Annotated in this window: 14 protein-coding genes; 3 read left to right on the forward strand and 11 right to left on the reverse strand. The window is 71.9% G+C overall.

Annotated features, from left to right (window positions below; genetic code table 11):
• Positions 1-40: 40 nt before the first annotated feature.
• The 5 genes from ACFXPL_RS01995 to ACFXPL_RS02015 all read right to left on the reverse strand — a co-directional run bounded on the left by ACFXPL_RS01995 (position 41) and on the right by ACFXPL_RS02015 (position 7,157).
• Positions 41-1,354: an FAD-dependent oxidoreductase gene (locus ACFXPL_RS01995; RefSeq protein ID WP_384910907.1), complete on the reverse strand. Its 1,314-nt coding sequence runs from the start codon at positions 1,352-1,354 to the stop codon at positions 41-43.
• Positions 1,351-2,997: an FAD-dependent oxidoreductase gene (locus tag ACFXPL_RS02000; RefSeq protein WP_384910908.1), complete on the reverse strand. Its 1,647-nt coding sequence runs from the start codon at positions 2,995-2,997 to the stop codon at positions 1,351-1,353. Before ACFXPL_RS02000 ends, ACFXPL_RS01995 begins: the two co-directional genes overlap by 4 nt.
• Complete coding sequence (locus tag ACFXPL_RS02005; protein WP_384910911.1) at positions 2,994-4,436, reverse strand: FGGY family carbohydrate kinase; 1,443 nt, start codon at positions 4,434-4,436, stop codon at positions 2,994-2,996. Before ACFXPL_RS02005 ends, ACFXPL_RS02000 begins: the two co-directional genes overlap by 4 nt.
• The gene (locus ACFXPL_RS02010) at positions 4,433-6,271 is read right to left on the reverse strand and encodes an amino acid permease (protein WP_384910913.1); all 1,839 of its coding nucleotides are present in this window, start codon (positions 6,269-6,271) and stop codon (positions 4,433-4,435) included. Before ACFXPL_RS02010 ends, ACFXPL_RS02005 begins: the two co-directional genes overlap by 4 nt.
• Before the next feature lie 121 nt (positions 6,272-6,392).
• The gene (locus tag ACFXPL_RS02015) at positions 6,393-7,157 is read right to left on the reverse strand and encodes a DeoR/GlpR family DNA-binding transcription regulator (protein WP_384910916.1); all 765 of its coding nucleotides are present in this window, start codon (positions 7,155-7,157) and stop codon (positions 6,393-6,395) included.
• Between the two features lie 371 nt (positions 7,158-7,528).
• Between ACFXPL_RS02015 and ACFXPL_RS02020 the strand changes: the two genes are divergently transcribed.
• The gene (locus tag ACFXPL_RS02020) at positions 7,529-8,356 is read left to right on the forward strand and encodes a hypothetical protein (protein WP_384910919.1); all 828 of its coding nucleotides are present in this window, start codon (positions 7,529-7,531) and stop codon (positions 8,354-8,356) included.
• 160 nt (positions 8,357-8,516) lie between these two features.
• Here ACFXPL_RS02020 and ACFXPL_RS02025 read toward each other — a convergent pair whose 3' ends face one another.
• Together ACFXPL_RS02025 and ACFXPL_RS02030 are read right to left on the reverse strand one after the other, a co-directional pair.
• Positions 8,517-8,873, reverse strand: a complete 357-nt coding sequence (locus ACFXPL_RS02025; protein WP_384910922.1) for a thioredoxin family protein — start codon at positions 8,871-8,873, stop codon at positions 8,517-8,519.
• 23 nt (positions 8,874-8,896) lie between these two features.
• Positions 8,897-9,361, reverse strand: a complete 465-nt coding sequence (locus ACFXPL_RS02030; protein ID WP_384910924.1) for a MerR family transcriptional regulator — start codon at positions 9,359-9,361, stop codon at positions 8,897-8,899.
• Between the two features lie 211 nt (positions 9,362-9,572).
• Between ACFXPL_RS02030 and ACFXPL_RS02035 the strand changes: the two genes are divergently transcribed.
• Positions 9,573-11,042 (forward strand): glycoside hydrolase family 16 protein, encoded by a 1,470-nt coding sequence (locus tag ACFXPL_RS02035; protein ID WP_384910927.1) that lies wholly within the window; start codon positions 9,573-9,575, stop codon positions 11,040-11,042.
• Positions 11,043-11,238: 196 nt separating this feature from the next.
• Here the strand turns inward: ACFXPL_RS02035 and ACFXPL_RS02040 are convergent, their stop codons facing one another.
• From ACFXPL_RS02040 to ACFXPL_RS02050, 3 genes are all read right to left on the reverse strand, one after another.
• Positions 11,239-12,273 carry an alcohol dehydrogenase catalytic domain-containing protein gene (locus ACFXPL_RS02040; protein WP_384910929.1) on the reverse strand — a complete coding sequence of 345 codons (1,035 nt, stop codon included), beginning with the start codon at positions 12,271-12,273 and terminating at the stop codon, positions 11,239-11,241.
• Positions 12,274-12,371: 98 nt separating this feature from the next.
• Positions 12,372-13,358 (reverse strand): zinc-binding alcohol dehydrogenase family protein, encoded by a 987-nt coding sequence (locus ACFXPL_RS02045; RefSeq protein ID WP_384910932.1) that lies wholly within the window; start codon positions 13,356-13,358, stop codon positions 12,372-12,374.
• A 29-nt stretch (positions 13,359-13,387) separates the two neighbouring features.
• A complete protein-coding gene (locus ACFXPL_RS02050; RefSeq protein WP_384910935.1) occupies positions 13,388-13,807 on the reverse strand; it encodes a cupin domain-containing protein in 420 nt (139 codons plus the stop codon).
• A gap of 367 nt (positions 13,808-14,174) precedes the next feature.
• Between ACFXPL_RS02050 and ACFXPL_RS02055 the strand changes: the two genes are divergently transcribed.
• Positions 14,175-15,026, forward strand: a complete 852-nt coding sequence (locus ACFXPL_RS02055) for a helix-turn-helix domain-containing protein (protein ID WP_384910938.1) — start codon at positions 14,175-14,177, stop codon at positions 15,024-15,026.
• 105 nt (positions 15,027-15,131) lie between these two features.
• Here the strand turns inward: ACFXPL_RS02055 and ACFXPL_RS02060 are convergent, their stop codons facing one another.
• Positions 15,132-16,790: a protein kinase gene (locus tag ACFXPL_RS02060; protein ID WP_384910941.1), complete on the reverse strand. Its 1,659-nt coding sequence runs from the start codon at positions 16,788-16,790 to the stop codon at positions 15,132-15,134.
• Positions 16,791-16,802 lie beyond the last annotated feature (12 nt).

Consider the following 16,802-nt stretch of genomic DNA (forward strand, 5'->3'; position numbering starts at 1 on the left):
GAGGCATGAGCGAATTCTCAGGGAAATCCAGGAGCCGAATTCACAGTCCGATCCGTACGGGCCCGTTCTTCGGGTCGATACCGCGCAGCAGATTCCACGGCACGCGGAAGACCCGCCCCGGCGACGCCGGCCACGGCACCATCCGCCGGTTGAGGACCCGGGAGCCCTGCCGGACCGTCACCCGGGGTGCCCGGACCAGCCGGTCCGTCCAGAGCAGCAGGCGGCCACGCGGCGGCGCCGGGTCACCGACCCGCAGCAGTCCGGGTGCCACCCAGCGGAACGGCTCGTCGGCGACGATCGGCACGGTGACGGCGGCCGGGACGAGGCCGTCCAGCCAGAGCCGTACCTGCCGCGCGGCGTGGCGCCCGTCCAGCGCGGCGATGTCGGCCGTGTCGACCGGGTGCAGCAGGTTCCCGGCGGCGAACACCCCGGAGCGGCTGGTCCGCAGCGCGGTGTCCACCAGTGGCCCCTTCGTCCCCGGGTCGATGTCGAGCCCGGCGGAGCGGGCGAGTTCGTGGTCGGGGATCCAGTCGCCGGTGAGGATCAGGGTGTCGCACGCGACGGTGCGGCGCAGGCCGGTGGCGATCTCCTCGATCTCCACGGCCCGCAGCCTGCCGTGACCGATGATCCGGGTGACCCGGGTACCGGTCGCCACCGGGACCCCCAGCAGCGCCCGCCCCGGCAGGTGGAACGCGGCGTACGAGTCGGGCGTCGGGTACGCGGTGGTCATCAGCTCCGTACGGCATCCCGCCTCGCGCAGGGTGAGTACGGCGGACCAGCTCACCAGTTCCGCGCCGACGACGACGGCGCGCCGCCCGACCTCTCGGTGGTGCAGGTGGACGAGGTTCTGGAGCTGCCCCGTGGTGTACACGCCGGCGGGCCGGTCGCCGGGGATGAGCCGCGCGGAGCGGGGCCGCTCCCGGGCGCCGGTGGCGAGGAGGACGGCGCGCGCGTCGACCCGTACCCGCCCCTGGGGCGTGGTCACGTCGAGCGAGCGGTCCCCCGCCCAGCCGGTGACGGTGGCCTCGGTACGGATCGTCGCCCCGGCCAACTGGGCGCGGCCGACGAGCGTACGGGCGTACGCGGGGCCGGTGACGCACCGCTTGAGGTCGCGGACGCCGTAACCGGTGTGGTCGCTGTGGCGGGGGATGCCGCCGGCCGACGGTTCGCGGTCCAGGACGAGTACGCCGCCGCGGAGGTGCGGGGCGAGTTCGGCGGCGGCGGTGAGACCGGCCGGGCCCGCGCCGACGATCACGACGTCGGGGGTGAGCACGTCGGGTGCGGCCTGCGTGGCCGCGAGGGGGGCTGTGGGCACACCGGTGCCGGGAGCGGGATCGGGCGTGGGCGTGGTCATGTGGAGGTCTCCTGGTCCGGCGCCGACCGGTCCCGCGTCGGCTCGTACTGTGTCGGCTCGTCCCGTACCGGCTCGTCCCGTACCGGCTCGTCCTGCGGGGACGGGCCGCCCTGCGGGCACGGCTGCCGCGTACCGCACCCGGCGCCCGGCGCGGTCGTGCCGCGCCCGGCGAGCAGGGCCTCCGTCCGCGCCCCGCAGTAGAAGCCCTGGCAGCGTCCGTTCATCACGCGGGTGCGGCGGCGCAGCCCGTCGAGTCCTGCGGGCGGCAGCGGGGAGAGGAAAGCGTCCCTGATCTCGCCCTCGGTCACCCGCTCGCAGAAGCAGACGACGCGTCCGTAGGCGGCGTCCTCCGCGATGAGCGCCGTGTCCTGGTACGGCCGGGTGAACGCCTCGCCCAGGTTGGGCATCACGGGCGGCTCCGGCAGGTCGGCGCGCGGCTCCAGGGCCAGACCGGCCCCGGCCAGGACGCCCCGTACGTGCTCCGCGATGGCGAGCGACGCCGTGAGGCCGGTGGAGCGGATCCCGCCGACCAGCAGGTAGCGCTGCCCGGGGTCGGGCTCGATCAGGTAGTCCCCGTGGTCGATGGCGGCGCGCAGCCCCGCGTACGAGGCGGTCACCTCCTCCTGGAGGAGCGTGGGCATCAGCCGGGCTCCCTTGTCGAGGAGGAAGGCGAAGCCGGACTCGGAGGTGCCGGTGTCGGTGCGGTCGGTCAGGTCCTCGGCGGTGGGGCCGAGCATGACGTTGCCGTAGATGGTGGGGCTGATCAGGACGCCCTTGCCGGCCTTGCTCGGCACGGGCAGCACGATACGGTCCGCGAGGGGCCGGGCCAGCTTGTCGTAGACGAGGAGTTCACCGCGGCGCGGGGTGACGGTGAACCGCCGGTGGCCGAAGAGACCGTCCAGGACGTCGGCGCCCAGACCGGCCGCGTTGACCACCCAGCGGGCGGTGACGGGGCCGCCCGAGGTGACCAGCGTGGTCGTGGGGCCCGTACCGGCGTCTTCGCCGTGCTCGTCGTGCCGCACGGACTCCACCCGGTGGCCGAGGAGCACCCGCGCGCCGCGCGCCTGGGCGTCGGTGGCCAGCGCCAGCGTGGTCGTCCACGTACAGATGATCGACTCGTCGGGGACGGTGAGGCCGCCCAGCGCTCCGGGACCGAGCGCCGGGACCTGGCGGTAGACCTCCTCGGCGGTGACGGGCTCGCACTGCTCGTACCCGTTGGCGACGGCCTTCTCGCGCAGCCCGGGGAGCGCGTCAAGCTCCTCCCGCGTCCAGGCGACGAGGAGCGCCCCCGTGCGCTCGACGGGGATGCCGGTGGCCCCGGCGTACGCGGACAGCAGCGTGTAGCCGCGCCGGACCAGACGGGATTCGAGAGTGCCGGGCTTGGCGTCGAACCCCGTGTGCAGGATGGCGGTGTTGGCCTTGCTGGTGCCGTCCCCGACATCGTCGCGGGCGTCGAGGAGCGCCACGGAGAGCGCGTGTCCGGCCAGTTCACGGGCGATGGCGGAGCCCACGACGCCGGCGCCGATGACGGCGACGTCGTAGGGGGCTCCGGCCGGCGGTCTGTCGGTGCTGCCAACGGAGTTGGTGTTGTCAACGGAGTGGGTGTTGGTGTCGGTGATGTCGTTGTCGTCGAGGTCGGTCATACGGTTCCTCCTGCGGCCGGCGGCACAGTCGCGTCCACCGCCGCCAGCCAGCGGGCGCGGAACTCCTGTGCCCGGTCCTCGGACCAGCGGGGTTCGTAGGTGGTGCCGGGCGTCCACTCCGGTACCGCCTGTTCGAGGGTCAGCCCGGGCTCGACCGCCAGCCGCGCCATCGCCGCCGCGCCGAGCGCCGTGGCGTGCGGCGACGAGTAGACGTCGACGGGCATCCGGGCGAGGTCGGCCTGTGCCTGCATCAGTGTGGTGCACCGGGTGAGCCCGCCGTCCGCGCGCAGCCGGGTCAGCGGGGCGCCCAGGTCGGCGGCGACCAGCCCGGCCACCTCGGCGACCTGGGCGGCGATGCCCTGGAGCACGGCGGTGACGAGGTGTTCCCGCCGGGTCGAGAGTGTCATACCGGTGAGCGAGGCGGTGGCGTCGGGGCGCCACCAGGGCGCGGCGAGCCCGGCGAGGGCCGGTACGCACAGGACGCCGTCCGCGTCGCCCGCCGCCACCTGGTCGAGATCGGCGGCGGACGAGACGAAGCCCAGGTCCTGGAGCCAACGCACCGCTGAGGCGGCCGTGTAGACCTGCCCGTCCACGCAGTACGGGGTCTCGCCGCGGGCCCGCCACGCGACGGACGAGGTGAGGCCGGAGGCGGAACGCAGCGCGGCGTCGCCGGTGTGGGCGAGGAGGAAGGCGCCGGTGCCGTAGGTGCACTTGGCCGTACCGGGGGTCAGGCAGCCCTCCGCGAAGAGGGCGGCCTGCTGGTCGACGATCAGCCCGGCCAGCGGTAGCCGCTGCCCGCCGAACGCGTCCGTCGTACCGACGATCTCGTCGCACGCGACGATACGGGGCAGCTCCTCCCCGTCGAGCCCGAAGAGCGCGGTCAGCTCCGGGTCCCAGTCGACGGCGTCGATCGAGAGCAGCAGCGAGCGGCTGGCGGTCGACGCGTCGGTGACGAAGGCACCGGTGAGCTGGTGCACCAGCCAGGTGTCGGTGGTGGTGACCACCCCGTCCCAGGTCAGGTTCTCGCGCAGCCAGGCCATCTTGGGGGCGGAGAAGTACGGGTCGAGGACCAGCCCCGTCCGCCGTGCCACCCACTCCCTGGCGTCGGCGCGGTCCGTGCAGAGCTTCTCCGACCTGCGGTCCTGCCAGACGATGGCCGGGGAGAGGGGCCGTCCGGTGCGCCGGTCCCAGGCGAGGACCGTCTCGCCCTGGTTGGCGAGGGCGACGGCCCGCAGGGGGCGGCCCCCGGCCTGGGCGACGGCCTGGCGGCCGGCTTCCAGGACGGAGGCCAGGAGCTGCTCGGGGTCCTGCTCCACGCCGCCACCGGGCAGGTGGACGGGGGTGACGGGCACCTCGGCGACGGCGACGACACCGTCCACCGGGTCGACGACGAGGGCCTTGGTGCCCGAGGTCCCCTGATCGATGGCGAGCACGGTCACAGCGAGTCGGCCTCCGGACGGGACTTCGCGTCGGTCTTCGCGTCGTACTTCACATCGGACTTCGCGTCGGACTTCACATCGGTCTTCGTGTCAGCCGTGGCTTCCGTGGCGGTCTCGGCCTCCGTAGCTGTCGTAGCTGCCGTGGCGTTCGCGGTGGCCTTGTCCTCACTCCCGGCGGGCAGTTCGTCGCCGACCAGCCCCTCGCCGTCCAGGCCGGGCTGCGTCATCAGCTTCTCGCGGCGGGTGAACCAGACGGACGCGAAGAGCAGACCGCCGACCACCAGGGTGGCCAGGGCGTACTGCTGGGCGCCGCGGAAGTCGGACGGGATCATGAAGATGCAGAGTTCCAGGACGAGCCAGATCACCGCGCCCGCCACGACGGGCTTCTCCCACTTGCCGAGCTGGAAGTCGTCAGGGCCCGGCGTGTACGTGCGGCGGGTGAAGATGAAGAGCGTGACCGTTCCCGCGTACAGGATGGCGGGCATCAGCGTGCCCGCGCCGAGGAGCTGCGGCAGCGCGTCGGCGTTGCCGGAGAAGACCGCGACGATGGCGATGGACGCGAGGGCGACGGTCAGGGTGGCCCAGGTCGGACCGCCGGTGGGACGCGGCACCTGGCTGAGCGTCTCGGAGAACGGCAGGCGTCCGTCACGGGCCATGGAGTGCACGAGGCGGCTGTTGCTCACCATGATGACCAGGCCGCAGGCGAAGATGGCGATGCAGACGACGACCAGCATGGCGGTGGCCACGGCGCTGCCGACGGTCGACTCGATGATGGAGGCGACGGGCGCCGAGTCGGCGGTGAGCGCGGCGACGTTGTCGCCGACGCCCGCGGTGATCACGATGAGGAAGAGCATGCCGATGCCGCCGCTGAGCAGGATGGCGCGGACCATGGCCTGCGGGACGACCTTCTTCGGGTTGTGCGTCTCCTCGGCGAGGTTGGCCGCGGACTCCCAGCCGACGAGGGTGAAGGCGCCGAGCAGCGCGGAGAGCATGAACGGGCCGAGGAAGCCGTAGTACCCGTCGGTCGGGATCGTGCCGTACGAGCCGAGGTTGCTCCAGTCGCCCTTGCCGAAGAAGAGGACGGCGCCCGCGATCAGCACGGTCAGACCGACCATGGCGATCACCTCGGCGCCCACCGCCATGTTGTTGACCTTAGTGGTGATGGGGGTCGACCAGATGATCAGCGACATCTGCAGGAGCAGGACGATGACGGTGCCGATGGCGCCGCCGGTCGCGGTGTACGTGATGTCGAGCAGCGGGAAGAGCGCGACCTGGGTCAGCCCGTAGTCGACGGCGACGACGACGATCGCGAGGAACGCGAACGACACCCAGCCGAACCACCAGCCCAGCACGGGCGACGCGAGCCGGCTGGCCCACTGGTAGCTGTACCCGGAGATCGGGATGCGGCTGGCGAGCATGCCGTACACGAGGGCGACGAGGACCGTGCCGAGGGTGACCAGCGGCCAGGTCCAGATACCGGCGGGGCCCGCCGAGCCCAGCACCGTGCCGTAGGTGGTGAAGAGGCCGGTGGTGATGGAGATGAAGGAGAAAGCGACGGCGAACGACTCGAAGCGGCTGAGGGTACGGGCGAACTGCGGCTTGTAGCCGGTCGCGTGGCCGTCCACGGCGGACGCGGCGGCGACCGCGGCGGCGGTGGCCGGGTCGGCGTTGCCGGTGTCCGTGTCCGGGGCGGCCGATGTGTCCGAGGCGGCCGACGTGGCCGAGGCGGCCGAAGACGCAACCGACGCGGCGGCGTTTCCGTCAGTTCTTGTGGATGTGCCGGGGGCGAGAGGGGAAACCGCCGCATTTTCCGCCGGTGTGGAAGACTGGGGCACGATCGACTCCTTTACGTTGATAGGTGGGGATTTCGGTCATGGTCAGGTGACGTAGCCGCGTCACCTGACCGCTTTTCCCGCATGTGCTCTCTTGCATGTGCTCACGCTTTCGCGTTCCGCCCTAGGCGACGACGACCACACCACCGGAGCGCTCCATGCCCGATTCCAGCGTCGGGGAGGGGCGGGCGTCGGTGATCAGCCCGTCGACGTCCTCCAGACCGCAGACGCGGTACGGCGCCACGCGGCCGAACTTGCTGGAGTCCGCGAGGATGTACGAGCGGACGGTGTTGGCGAGCATCACCCGCCGTGTGGCCACCTCGTCGAGGTGAAAGTCCGTCAGCCCGGCCGAGGCGTCCACCCCGCCGGAGCCGAGGAACGCCACATCGGCGCGGATGTCGGCGAAGAACGCCAGCGCCTGCGCGTTGGAGCAGGCGAGATCGCCCGAGCGCAGACGGCCGCCACTGACGAGGACTTCGACATGCGGGCGGCCGGCCAGTTCGGCGGCCACCAGCAGCGAGCAGGTGGCGACGATGCCGCGGTGGTCGGAGGGCAGCGCGCGGGCCACCTCCACCGCCGTCGTACCGATGTCGATCACCACGGTCTGCCCCGGGCGCACCAGCGCCGCCGCGGCGGCCCCGATGGCCGCCTTGGCCTGCCGGTCCATCCCGGACCTCTCGTCGAACGGCGCTTCCTCGCCGAACCCGCCCGCGGTGTTGGTCGCCCCGCCGTGCACCCGCACCAGCAGGCCGCGGCGTTCGAGGGTGACCAGGTCGCGGCGGACCGTCTCCTGGGAGACGTCCAGCATGCGGGAGAAGTCCTCCGTGGAGACGATCCGCTGGGCGCGCAACGCCTCACAAATACGGCGATGCCGCTCAGCGGGCAGCACGGTGAATGCCCGTTCCTGTGGATTGCTGACCGTTCACGAGGATGAGTGTGGAGGGTGCCGTTGAGACACGTCAAGGCTCGTACAGCCCAACTGAGGCCTCGTAACCATGAATTAATCTCGGTGGGAGCGCGGCGCCCGGCTCATGGGAGTGAACGCCCCTCCCGGACGCCCCTTCGGGCACAACGGTTGCCCTCAGGCAGGTACGGGCGACCGTTCCGCCGGGCGTCGCCTGTGGATAAGGGTGGGGCGGGATGAGAGCGACTGATCGTACCCACGAAGAATGGCAGGGCAACGGAAGGCGCGGAGGGCGTGGGCCTGTCCGGCCGCCCGCCCGCGCCCAGTCCCCGGAGCCGCTGTCCGGCCCGCGGGCGGTGGCAACCGATCGGGCCGCTCTGTCGTACGTCCAGTCCACCGCCGGCAACGGGGTCGCGGCGCTCATGATGCGCGGCGGCGGCCAGTCCTCCGCCGCGGAACCGGCCGTCCAGCGCATGCCCGCGACGGAGTCGGCGGCTCCGGAGCTGCGATCGGTGTTCGACTTCGATTCCGACTCGGAGTCGGAGTCGGAGCCGGAGCCCGCCGCCAACGCCCCGGCGCCCGAGCAGGACCCCGATCTGCCGTACCACAAAAGCCTGAGGGCGCTGCGCACGGTGATCCGGAAGGGCAAGATCGCGCCGGAAGCACGCGACAAGAAGTGGACCGTCAAGGCGAAGATCGATCCCGGTGCGCCGTGGACGAGCAGCGAGTTCCGCGACGAGGGCGAGGTGGGACACGTCTGGCTCGAAATCACCTCTCCGCTCGGTGACTCGACGGAGTTCGGGTTCTACCCGCAGACGCCCTCCCCCGTCCGTAGCGTTCCCGGGGAGATCATCTGCCCGGACCGGCACGGGGGCGACAAGGAGCAGAAGACGGCGAGCGTCGGACTCGAACAGGTGCTGATGGGGTACCACGCGGCGTTCGCCAGGAAGGACGCCAAGTACAACCTCACCATGTACAACTGCGCCAGCTTCGCCTCCGACGTCTGGGAGTCCATGACCGGCAGGCCGCTGCCGACGGGCCTGCTCATCTCCAACCCGGCATCCACCTTGGATTCGATCAAAACCGAACGTGATCTGCGCGAGGCGTACGGCGACCAGAGGAGCGACGCTACCGATGACATGATCGAGATGCTCAGCTCCGGCCACATCCCGCCGGCCATGTGAGGTCGGCGACGCGTGGCCGAAGCCGCGGATCCGTACGGGTGGGTGGGCTCGTACGGATCCGTACGCGGATCCGTACGCGGATCCGTACGCGGACTCGCATACCGACTCCTACCCGGACTCCTGCCGGCCGGACGGGGCCGGGTCGGTCCGGCCGGTCCGGTCAGATCCGGTGGGCGACCGGCGGGAGTACGTCCTCCAGCTCCCGCAGCAGCGTGCGCTTCGCGCGGGCGCCGACCATCGACTTCACCGGCTCACCCGCGCGGAACACCATCAGCGTCGGCATCGCGAGGACGCCGTACCGCGCCGTGATCGCCGGATTGGCGTCCACATCGAGCTGGACGATCCTGATCCGGCCGCGCTCCTCCTCGGCCACCGCGCTCAGGACGGGCGCGATCTGGCGGCACGGCGGGCACCAGTCGGCGGTGAACTCCACCAGGACCGGCAGGCTCCCCGCGCGCAGGACCGTGTCGTCGAAGTCCGCGTCGGTCACGGAGTCGACGCCCTCGATCTCGATCATTCCTCGTCCCCTTCGTCCGTCTCTCATCGGCTTCGGTTCATCTCTCGGCCGTTACCGCTTCGTTCATTTCTCATCCGCTCCGCGCACTCGTCCACGGGTACGGACGCCATCTCGCACAGCGGCTCCGTCTCCGCCCTGAACGTCTCGGCCCGCGCGAGCTGTTCGCCCACCTGGGCCCGTACGGAGACGAGCTGGTCGATCAGACCGTCCAGCTCGGTGAGCTTGCGCCGGTACACGTCGAGCGAGGCGGGGCAGGAGTCCCCGGCCGGATGCCCGGCGCGCAGGCACTCGACGAACGGCCGCGTCTCCTCAAGGTCGAACCCGAAGTCCTGAAGGGTCCTGATCTGCCGGAGGAGCAGCAGGTCGCTCTCGTCGTACGCGCGGTAGCCGTTCACCGCACGCCGGGCGGGCAGCAGCCCGCGCGACTCGTAGTACCGCAGGGCCCGGGTGGTGGTCCCGGCCCGCCTCGCCAGCTCACCGATGCGCATGAAGCCGACCGTAATCCTTGACCCCGACGTGAAGGCAAAGCCCGGGTCCGCCCCGGCCTCGGCACGGCCCGCAGGGCGCCGGGAAGGGAACAGGTCCGCGCCATTGACGAGCGGCCGGGGTGCCGCTACAAGACGTACTGAGAGCGCTCTCATTCCCCCTCGGCACGATTCCCGGCACCATCCTCGGCACCATCCGCACCGGAGGTGTTCCTTGAGAACGAGCCACATAAGACGCACGCCCCGCACGCCCCGCACCTCCCGCACGCCCGTCGTCGCCGCGCTCGCCGCCTTCGTCGTCGCCCTGGCGGGCTTCGTCGGGGTCACCGGCGCCGGCCCCGCCCAGGGTGCCATCCCGCCCGCGCCCGGCTGGAACCTCCAGTGGAGCGACGACTTCAACGGCGCGGCCGGCGCCTCGCCCTCCGCCGCCAACTGGCAGGTCGACACCGGCACCAGCTACCCCGGCGGGCCCGCCAACTGGGGCACCGGCGAGGTCCAGAACTACACCGCGAACGCCGGCAACCTCAGCCTCGACGGCAACGGCAACCTCCGGATCACCCCGCTGAGGGACGGTGCGGGCAACTGGACCTCGGCCCGGATCGAGACCCAGCGCGCCGACTTCAAGGCTCCGGCGGGCGGCACACTCCGTATGGAGGGCCGTATCCAGATGCCGAACGTGACGGGCAACGCCGCGCTCGGCTACTGGCCCGCGTTCTGGGCGCTCGGCTCCCCGTACCGGGGCAACTACTGGAACTGGCCCGGCACCGGCGAGTTCGACATCATGGAGAACGTCAACGGCCTCAACTCGGTCTGGGGCGTCCTGCATTGCGGGGTGAACCCGGGCGGCCCCTGCAACGAGACGACGGGCCTCGGCGCCAACCGGGCCTGCCCCGGGTCGAGTTGTCAGTCCGCCTTCCACACCTACCGCTTCGAGTGGGACCGCTCGGCCACGCCGAACCAACTGCGCTGGTACGTGGACGACCAGCTCTTCCACTCCGTCAGCCAGAATCAGATGGACGCGGCGACCTGGTCCAGCATGACCGATCACGCCGGGTACTTCATTCTCCTGAACGTCGCGATCGGCGGGGCGTTCCCCAACGCGCTCGGCGGCCAGACACCGACCGCCGCGACCGTTCCGGGCCACCCGATGCTCGTCGACTACGTGGCCGTCTGGACCAGCGGCGGCGGCTCGACACCCACGGATCCGCCGACCGGCTCCTCCACGCTGTACCCGCGTACGGGCGGCGGCCTCGGTGACTCCACCGGCTCCGCCGCCACGGCGACGATCGCCTCGGCCGGCGGCGGCAACTACGACGGTACGGCGAACAACCCGCAGGTCTTCACCTCGGGCGCCATCACCCGGACGTACAACGGCGGCGCCACGCAGTTCGACCTCTTCGTCGACGCGGGCACGGCGGTCGCCAACGGCCAGCAGGTGCGGGTGAGTTACGACCGTACCGGCGACGGCACCTGGGACCGTACGGAGACGTACCAGTACTTCGCGACCGACCCCGTCGCCGGGTACGAGCACTACACCCAGGCGAAGGGGCTGAAGTCGGCCACCGGATCCCACGGCAACCTGGTCAACGGCAAGGTGCGCGTGGAGGTCTGGAACGCCATCGGCAACGCCGCCGGCACACTCGGTATCGGCAACCAGTCGGTGGTGCGGATCCCGTTCGGCTGACACGGCTTCGCCGGACGTCGGGCGTCCGGCATCCGGCGTCCGCCGTCCGCCGTCGGGCGCCCGGCGTCCGGCGTCCGCCGTCGGGCGCCCGTTGCTCGCAGTCCGGCGCTCGCCGGTGTCCGGGGGCGGTTCCTGCCCGTCCCCGGACACCGGCGTGCGCGCGCGTGACCCTCCGGGGCCACCTGGCTCGGTCCCGTCAGAGCGCGACGAGGACCTTCAGGGCCTCGCGCTGGTCCATGGCGCGGTATCCCTCGGGGGTCTCCTCCAGGGTGACGGTGCGGTCGAAGACGCGGCCGGGCTCCACCGTGCCGTCCAGGACGCCGGGGAGCAGTTCGTCGATGTAGGCGCGTACGGGGGCCGGGCCGCCGGTCAGGGTGACGTTCGGGCCGAAGAGACTGCCGAAACCGACGGGGGCGTCCTCGTACTGGGGGACGCCGACGCGGCTGATGACCCCGCCGGGGCGGACGGCGCCGATGGCCATCTCGTAGGCGGGCATGTGGCCGACGGCTTCGAGTACGGCGCGGGTGCCGAAGCCGCCCGTCAGGTCGCGGACCTTGGCGATGCCTTCCTCGCCGCGTTCCGCGACGACGTCCGTCGCGCCGAAGAAACGTCCGAGGTCGGTGCGGTTCTTGTGCCGGCCCATGAGGATGATCCGCTCGGCGCCGAGCTGCTTGGCGGACAGGACGGCGAGCAGTCCGACCGCGCCGTCACCGATGACGGTGACCGAGTCGCCCGGCTTGATGTGGGCCTGGCGGGCGGCGTGGTAGCCGGTGCCGTACACGTCGGCGAGCGTCAGCAGCCCGGGCAGCAACGCCTCGTCGACGTCCTTGGGGAGCTTGACCAGGGTGCCCTGGGCCTGGGGTACGCGGACGGCCTCGGCCTGGGCGCCGCCCACTCCGGCGGCGAAGAAGCCACCGTTGGGGCAGGAGGTGTGCAGGCCCTCACGGCACAGCTCGCAGGTGTTGTCGGCGAAGGCGAACGGCGACACCACCAGGTCACCGCGCTGAAGACCGGTGACCTCGGAGCCGGTTTCCTCGACGGTGCCGAGGAACTCGTGCCCCATGGGCGCGGGCCCGTCGGCCGCCGTCATGGTGTGGTACGGATGCAGGTCGCTGCCGCACACGCAGGACCGTACGACCCGCACGATCGCGTCGGTGGGCTGCTCGATGACCGGGTCGGGGGCGTCCTGGACGCGTACGTCGCCGGCTTTGTACATGTAGGTGGCCCGCATGGGGACAACTCGCTTTCTTCTCGTGGCTCGTGGCTCGTGGCTCGCGGCTCGTGACTGGGGGAGGGAGGGGGCGCGGTACCGGGTCGGTCGGCGCTCGTTCAGGGGACCGTGAGGACGATCTTTCCGTGGGCCCGGTGGGAACGGAGGCGTCCGGCGGCCTCGGTCGCGGTGTCGAAGGACAGAGTGGTGTCGATCAGCGGTCGTATCCGCCCGTCGGCGACGGCGGGCAGCAGGTCCCGACCGGCCGCGGCGATGACGCCGCCGAGTTCGGCGGCCCGGGAGAACCCGAAGGACACGCCCTGGACGCGCAGATGGCGGTAGGACAGGACGTCGAGGTCAAGGGTGGTGGCGGGCCGGTCGAGGCGGCCGATGTTGATCACGGCGCCGTCGGTACGGGTGGCGGGCAGGCAGGCGGCGAAGGTCTGGCCGCCGACATGGTCCAGCGCCAGGTCCACGCCCTCTCCGCCGGTGGCGTCCAGCACCGCCCGGGTCAGGTCCCGCTCGCCGGTGACGACGACGGTGTCCGCTCCGCACTCCTTGAGCAGGTCGCCCTTGCCCGCGTCCCGAGTGGTCGCGATGATCCGGCTCGCGCCCAGGACCCGGGCGGCCTGCACGCCGATCAGGCCGATGCCGGAGGTGGCTCCGGTGATCAGCACCGACCGCCCTGCGCGGAAGCCGGCCACGGCGAGGGCGCCGTGCTCGGTGAGCAGTCCGGTGGGCAGCGCGCACGCCGTCCCGTGGGCGAGCCCACCGGGGACGGGCAGGGTGTGCCGGTGGTCGGCCAGCACGTACTGGGCGAAGCTGCCCGGTGTCGTGCCCATCACCCGGTCCCCCACCGCGGGCGTCCCGACGCCGTCGCCGACGGCGGCGACCTCACCGGCGAACTCGAAACCCGCCCGGTATTCCTCGCCGCTGCCTCCGGAGGACGGGTCGGCGGCGGCGAGCATGACGGCGTCCGCGTTGTTGAGCGCCACCGCGCGGGCCCGCACCACGACCTGCCCGGGGCCCGGTCGGGGTACGGGAATCCGGCGCGTGGTCCACTCCGGTCCGGCGCCGCCGAACAGGGCGGTCATCGTGGGCGGCATGAACCGTCTCCTTCGCGTGTCGTACGGGGTCAGTGGGCGCGGGTGCGCGGGCCGGTGTACTGCTCGTCGGTGGTCTTCTCCAGCCAGGTGGTCTCCGGCCGGTCGTCGCCGGGCGCCGGGGCCTCCCACAGGGCCAGGTGCTCCATGAAGCGGTCCTCGGTGGCGCCGTGCCAGTGCTCCTCGCCGGGCGGGCAGGTGACCGTCTCGCCGGGACGGGCCTCGAAGACCGTGCCGTCACGGGTACCGATCAGGGCGGCGCCGGCGACGACGTGCAGGGTCTGGCCGACGGCGTGGTGGTGCCAGGCGGTACGGGCACCGGGTGCGAAGCGCACCATGTTGACGCGCATCCGGGACGGCCCGGTGCCGGCGTACAGGGCGTCGAACCACACATCGCCGGTGAACCAGTCCTCCGGGCCCTTCCCGGTGGCCTGCTGCTCCACGAACTTCATCTCGCGCTGTTCCTCTCGTCCTTTCGCGGGGGACGGCACCTCGTCGGTGTCACATCCCCCGGCGCCTTCACGCGGGAGACGCCACTCCATTTCCGGCCCGGAGGATTTGTTCCCTCCCTTTTCAGAGCCGTGCATTCGGCGGCGCGCATTCGGCGATGTCCATTCATCGATGCCGATTCACCGGCACCCACGCACCGGCATCCATTCGCCGGTCGGCCCATGGCGTGCAGGGTCTCCACGTGTTCTCCTCCTCAGGCTGGCACGTGCGCGGGCCGCCGTGCAGAGGAGAGTTTCCTCCTGGGATGAGAACATCCTGGGAGGGTTTCCTCCCCCTCACGCGAAGGGCGCTCACTGTCACACTGGGGGCATGAGTCCGACACCGCATCTCAACGAGCTGGGCGAGTTCCTCAAGGCCCGCCGGGCGGAGCTCAGCCCTCGCGCCGTGGGCCTGCCCGACAGCTCCGGTCCGCGCAGGGTCGCCGGGCTGCGCAGGGAGGAGGTCGCCCGGCTCGCGGCGATCTCCACGGACTACTACACCCGGCTGGAGCAGGGCCGTATGCCCGCCTCGGCTCCCGTACTGAGCGCGCTGGCCGAGGCACTGCACCTCGACGACGATCAGCGCCGCTACCTGTTCGGCCTGGCCGGGAAGGACACCGCGAAGCCCCGCCGCCGCGCCCTGCAGAAGGTGCAGCCGCAATTGCGCAGGGTGCTGGACGACCTCACCGCCACACCGGCCGTCGTGATGGGCCGCCGCATGGATGTCATCGCCTGGAATCCGCTCGCGGCGGCGATGGTCACCGATTTCTCCGCCGTCCCGGAGAAACACCGTAATTACGTCCGCATCCTGTTCACCGATCCCGCGATGCGCACGCTGTACGCCGATTGGAGAGGCGTCGCACGCACCAGCGTCGCGCAATTGCGCATGGAGGCGGCGAAGTATCCTGACGACCCCCGGCTGACCGCCCTCGTCGGTGAACTGTCCGTCCAGGACGCGGACTTCCGCCAGTGGTGGGCCGCGCACCACGTCGCCACCCTGAGCGTCGGAATGAAGGTTCTCCACCATCCGGTGGTCGGCGAACTCTCCCTCGAATGGGACACGTTGACCGCCACCACCGACCCCGACCAGCAACTGGTCGTCTGGACCGCCGAGATCGGCTCCCCCACCGACGAACGGCTGCGCCTGCTCGCCTCCTGGACCGCCGACACCTCGCGCACCTGACGGACAGGCCCGAGCGAGACGACAGGCCCGATCGAGCTGCCTCCGGCCCCGGCCTGGCCCGGTCAGGGCCGGAGGCACCGCCCCACCACGACCAGGGAACGGGGCTCAGGAGATCGCCGGGTTCACCTTCGTGACCTTGCCCTTGCTGTCGGCCTCCAGATAGCCGCCGCCGTACGCGTTCGTCAGATAGAGCGTCATACCCGCCGACGAGCCGAAGAGCGAGTTCGGCTGCTTGATCAGGAGGTAGCGCGAGGTGGGCTTCTCGACGTTCAGGTCCTCCGTCGCACGCCTCAGCAGCGCTGGGACCGCGTCCCAGTCGAACGCGTCCAGGCTCACCGGCAGCTGGCCGCCGATGAGCGTCCCACCGGCAGGCCCCTTGGTCACGCCCTCACCCACACGGTAGGTGTACGCGTCGTACCGCTTGTCGCTGCCCTTGGCCATGCCCTGCGCGGACACGAAGTCCGCGTACACGGAGAAGCCGCCCACCCGGTCGGTACCCATCTCCGCCTTGAGCGCCTTGACCGCGGTACGGATAGCGGCCGGCGTCAGCAGATCCTTCGCGGCCTCCGGCGACCCCGCCGACGACGGTGGGGTCCCCGGCTGCGCGGTCGATCCTGGCGAGTCGGGCCATGTGATGCCGCCCAGGCCCGGCAGGTCGGGCAACAGCGTCCACAGGAGCACGCCCGTCAACGCCGTACCGGCGAGCGAGGAGCCGACCGCGACCCGGCGGGCCACCCGGGACCGCCCCTCCCCCGGCACCGGCGCGGCCGGTCGCGGTACGTCGCCACCGCCGTCGCCGTACGGCACGGTGGTACGCGGAACCGCCCCCGGAGGGGCCAGGCGGTACGACGTCGTCACGGGCGCCCCGGAATCCGGGGAGACCCCGCCGGAGTCCGGGGAGGCCCCGCCACCCGGGTCCGCCGCCCCGCGCGCCACGGCCGCCAGCATGCCCTCCACGGCCTCCGCGTCCGGCCGCGCGGCCGGATCCCGGACGAGCACGGCGTCGAGGACACCGGCGAGCGGCCCGGCCTTGACGGGCGGCGGCAGCGGCTCCTTGAGTACGGCGGCGAGCGTGGCCAGAGTCGATGCCCTCCGCAGGGGATGCCGGCCCTCCACGGCCACGTACAGCATCATCGCCAGCGACCACAGGTCGGAGCCGGGCCAGCCGTCGTCCCCGCTGATCCGCTCGGGGGCCATGTAGTCGGGGGTGCCGATGAGGGCCCCGGTCGCGGTCAGCGCGGTCGCCTCCCGGATGGCGGCGATCCCGAAGTCGGTGAGAACGGGCCTGCCGTCCGGCCGCAGCAGGACGTTCGCGGGCTTCACATCCCGGTGCTGGATGCCCGCACCGTGCGCCGCCCGCAGCGCGGCCAGCAACTCCCGCCCCAGCCCGGCCGCCTCGACCGGCTCCATCGGCCCTCGGGCCAGCCTGTCATGAAGCGTCCCGCCGGTCACCAGCTCCATCACGAGCCAGGGGTACGGGTACTCGTCACCGTCCACGACATGGTGAATGGTCACGACATTGGGATGGCTGACCCGCGCCAGCGCACGGGCCTCCCGCAACACCCGGGCCCGCAACAGGTGCGCGGCCTCGGGGTCGTACTCGGCGAGCGCGGGATCGAGCGGGCGGACCTCCTTCAGCGCGACGACCCGGTCCAGCACGAGATCGCGCGCCCGCCACACGGTCCCCATCCCGCCCCCGCCGAGCCGCGCCTCCAGCTCGAACCGCCCGTCGATGACCCGTCTGTCGCTCGCCCCGTCGCTCATGGCGGGGAGCAT

This window comes from Streptomyces sp. NPDC059092 (assembly GCF_042756365.1).
Taxonomy (GTDB): Bacteria; Actinomycetota; Actinomycetes; order Streptomycetales; family Streptomycetaceae; genus Streptomyces.

What these genes read in the sequence shown, in the direction of transcription:
- ACFXPL_RS01995 (WP_384910907.1), bottom strand. Translation starts at nt 1,354, where the DNA reads ATGACCACGCCCACGCCCGATCCCGCTCCCGGCACCGGTGTGCCCACA.
- ACFXPL_RS02000 (WP_384910908.1), bottom strand. Translation starts at nt 2,997, where the DNA reads ATGACCGACCTCGACGACAACGACATCACCGACACCAACACCCACTCC.
- ACFXPL_RS02025 (WP_384910922.1), bottom strand. Translation starts at nt 8,873, where the DNA reads ATGATCGAGATCGAGGGCGTCGACTCCGTGACCGACGCGGACTTCGAC.
- ACFXPL_RS02030 (WP_384910924.1), bottom strand. Translation starts at nt 9,361, where the DNA reads ATGCGCATCGGTGAGCTGGCGAGGCGGGCCGGGACCACCACCCGGGCC.
- ACFXPL_RS02040 (WP_384910929.1), bottom strand. Translation starts at nt 12,273, where the DNA reads ATGCGGGCCACCTACATGTACAAAGCCGGCGACGTACGCGTCCAGGAC.
- ACFXPL_RS02045 (WP_384910932.1), bottom strand. Translation starts at nt 13,358, where the DNA reads ATGCCGCCCACGATGACCGCCCTGTTCGGCGGCGCCGGACCGGAGTGG.
- ACFXPL_RS02050 (WP_384910935.1), bottom strand. Translation starts at nt 13,807, where the DNA reads ATGAAGTTCGTGGAGCAGCAGGCCACCGGGAAGGGCCCGGAGGACTGG.
- ACFXPL_RS02055 (WP_384910938.1), top strand. Translation starts at nt 14,175, where the DNA reads ATGAGTCCGACACCGCATCTCAACGAGCTGGGCGAGTTCCTCAAGGCC.
- ACFXPL_RS02060 (WP_384910941.1), bottom strand. Translation starts at nt 16,790, where the DNA reads ATGAGCGACGGGGCGAGCGACAGACGGGTCATCGACGGGCGGTTCGAG.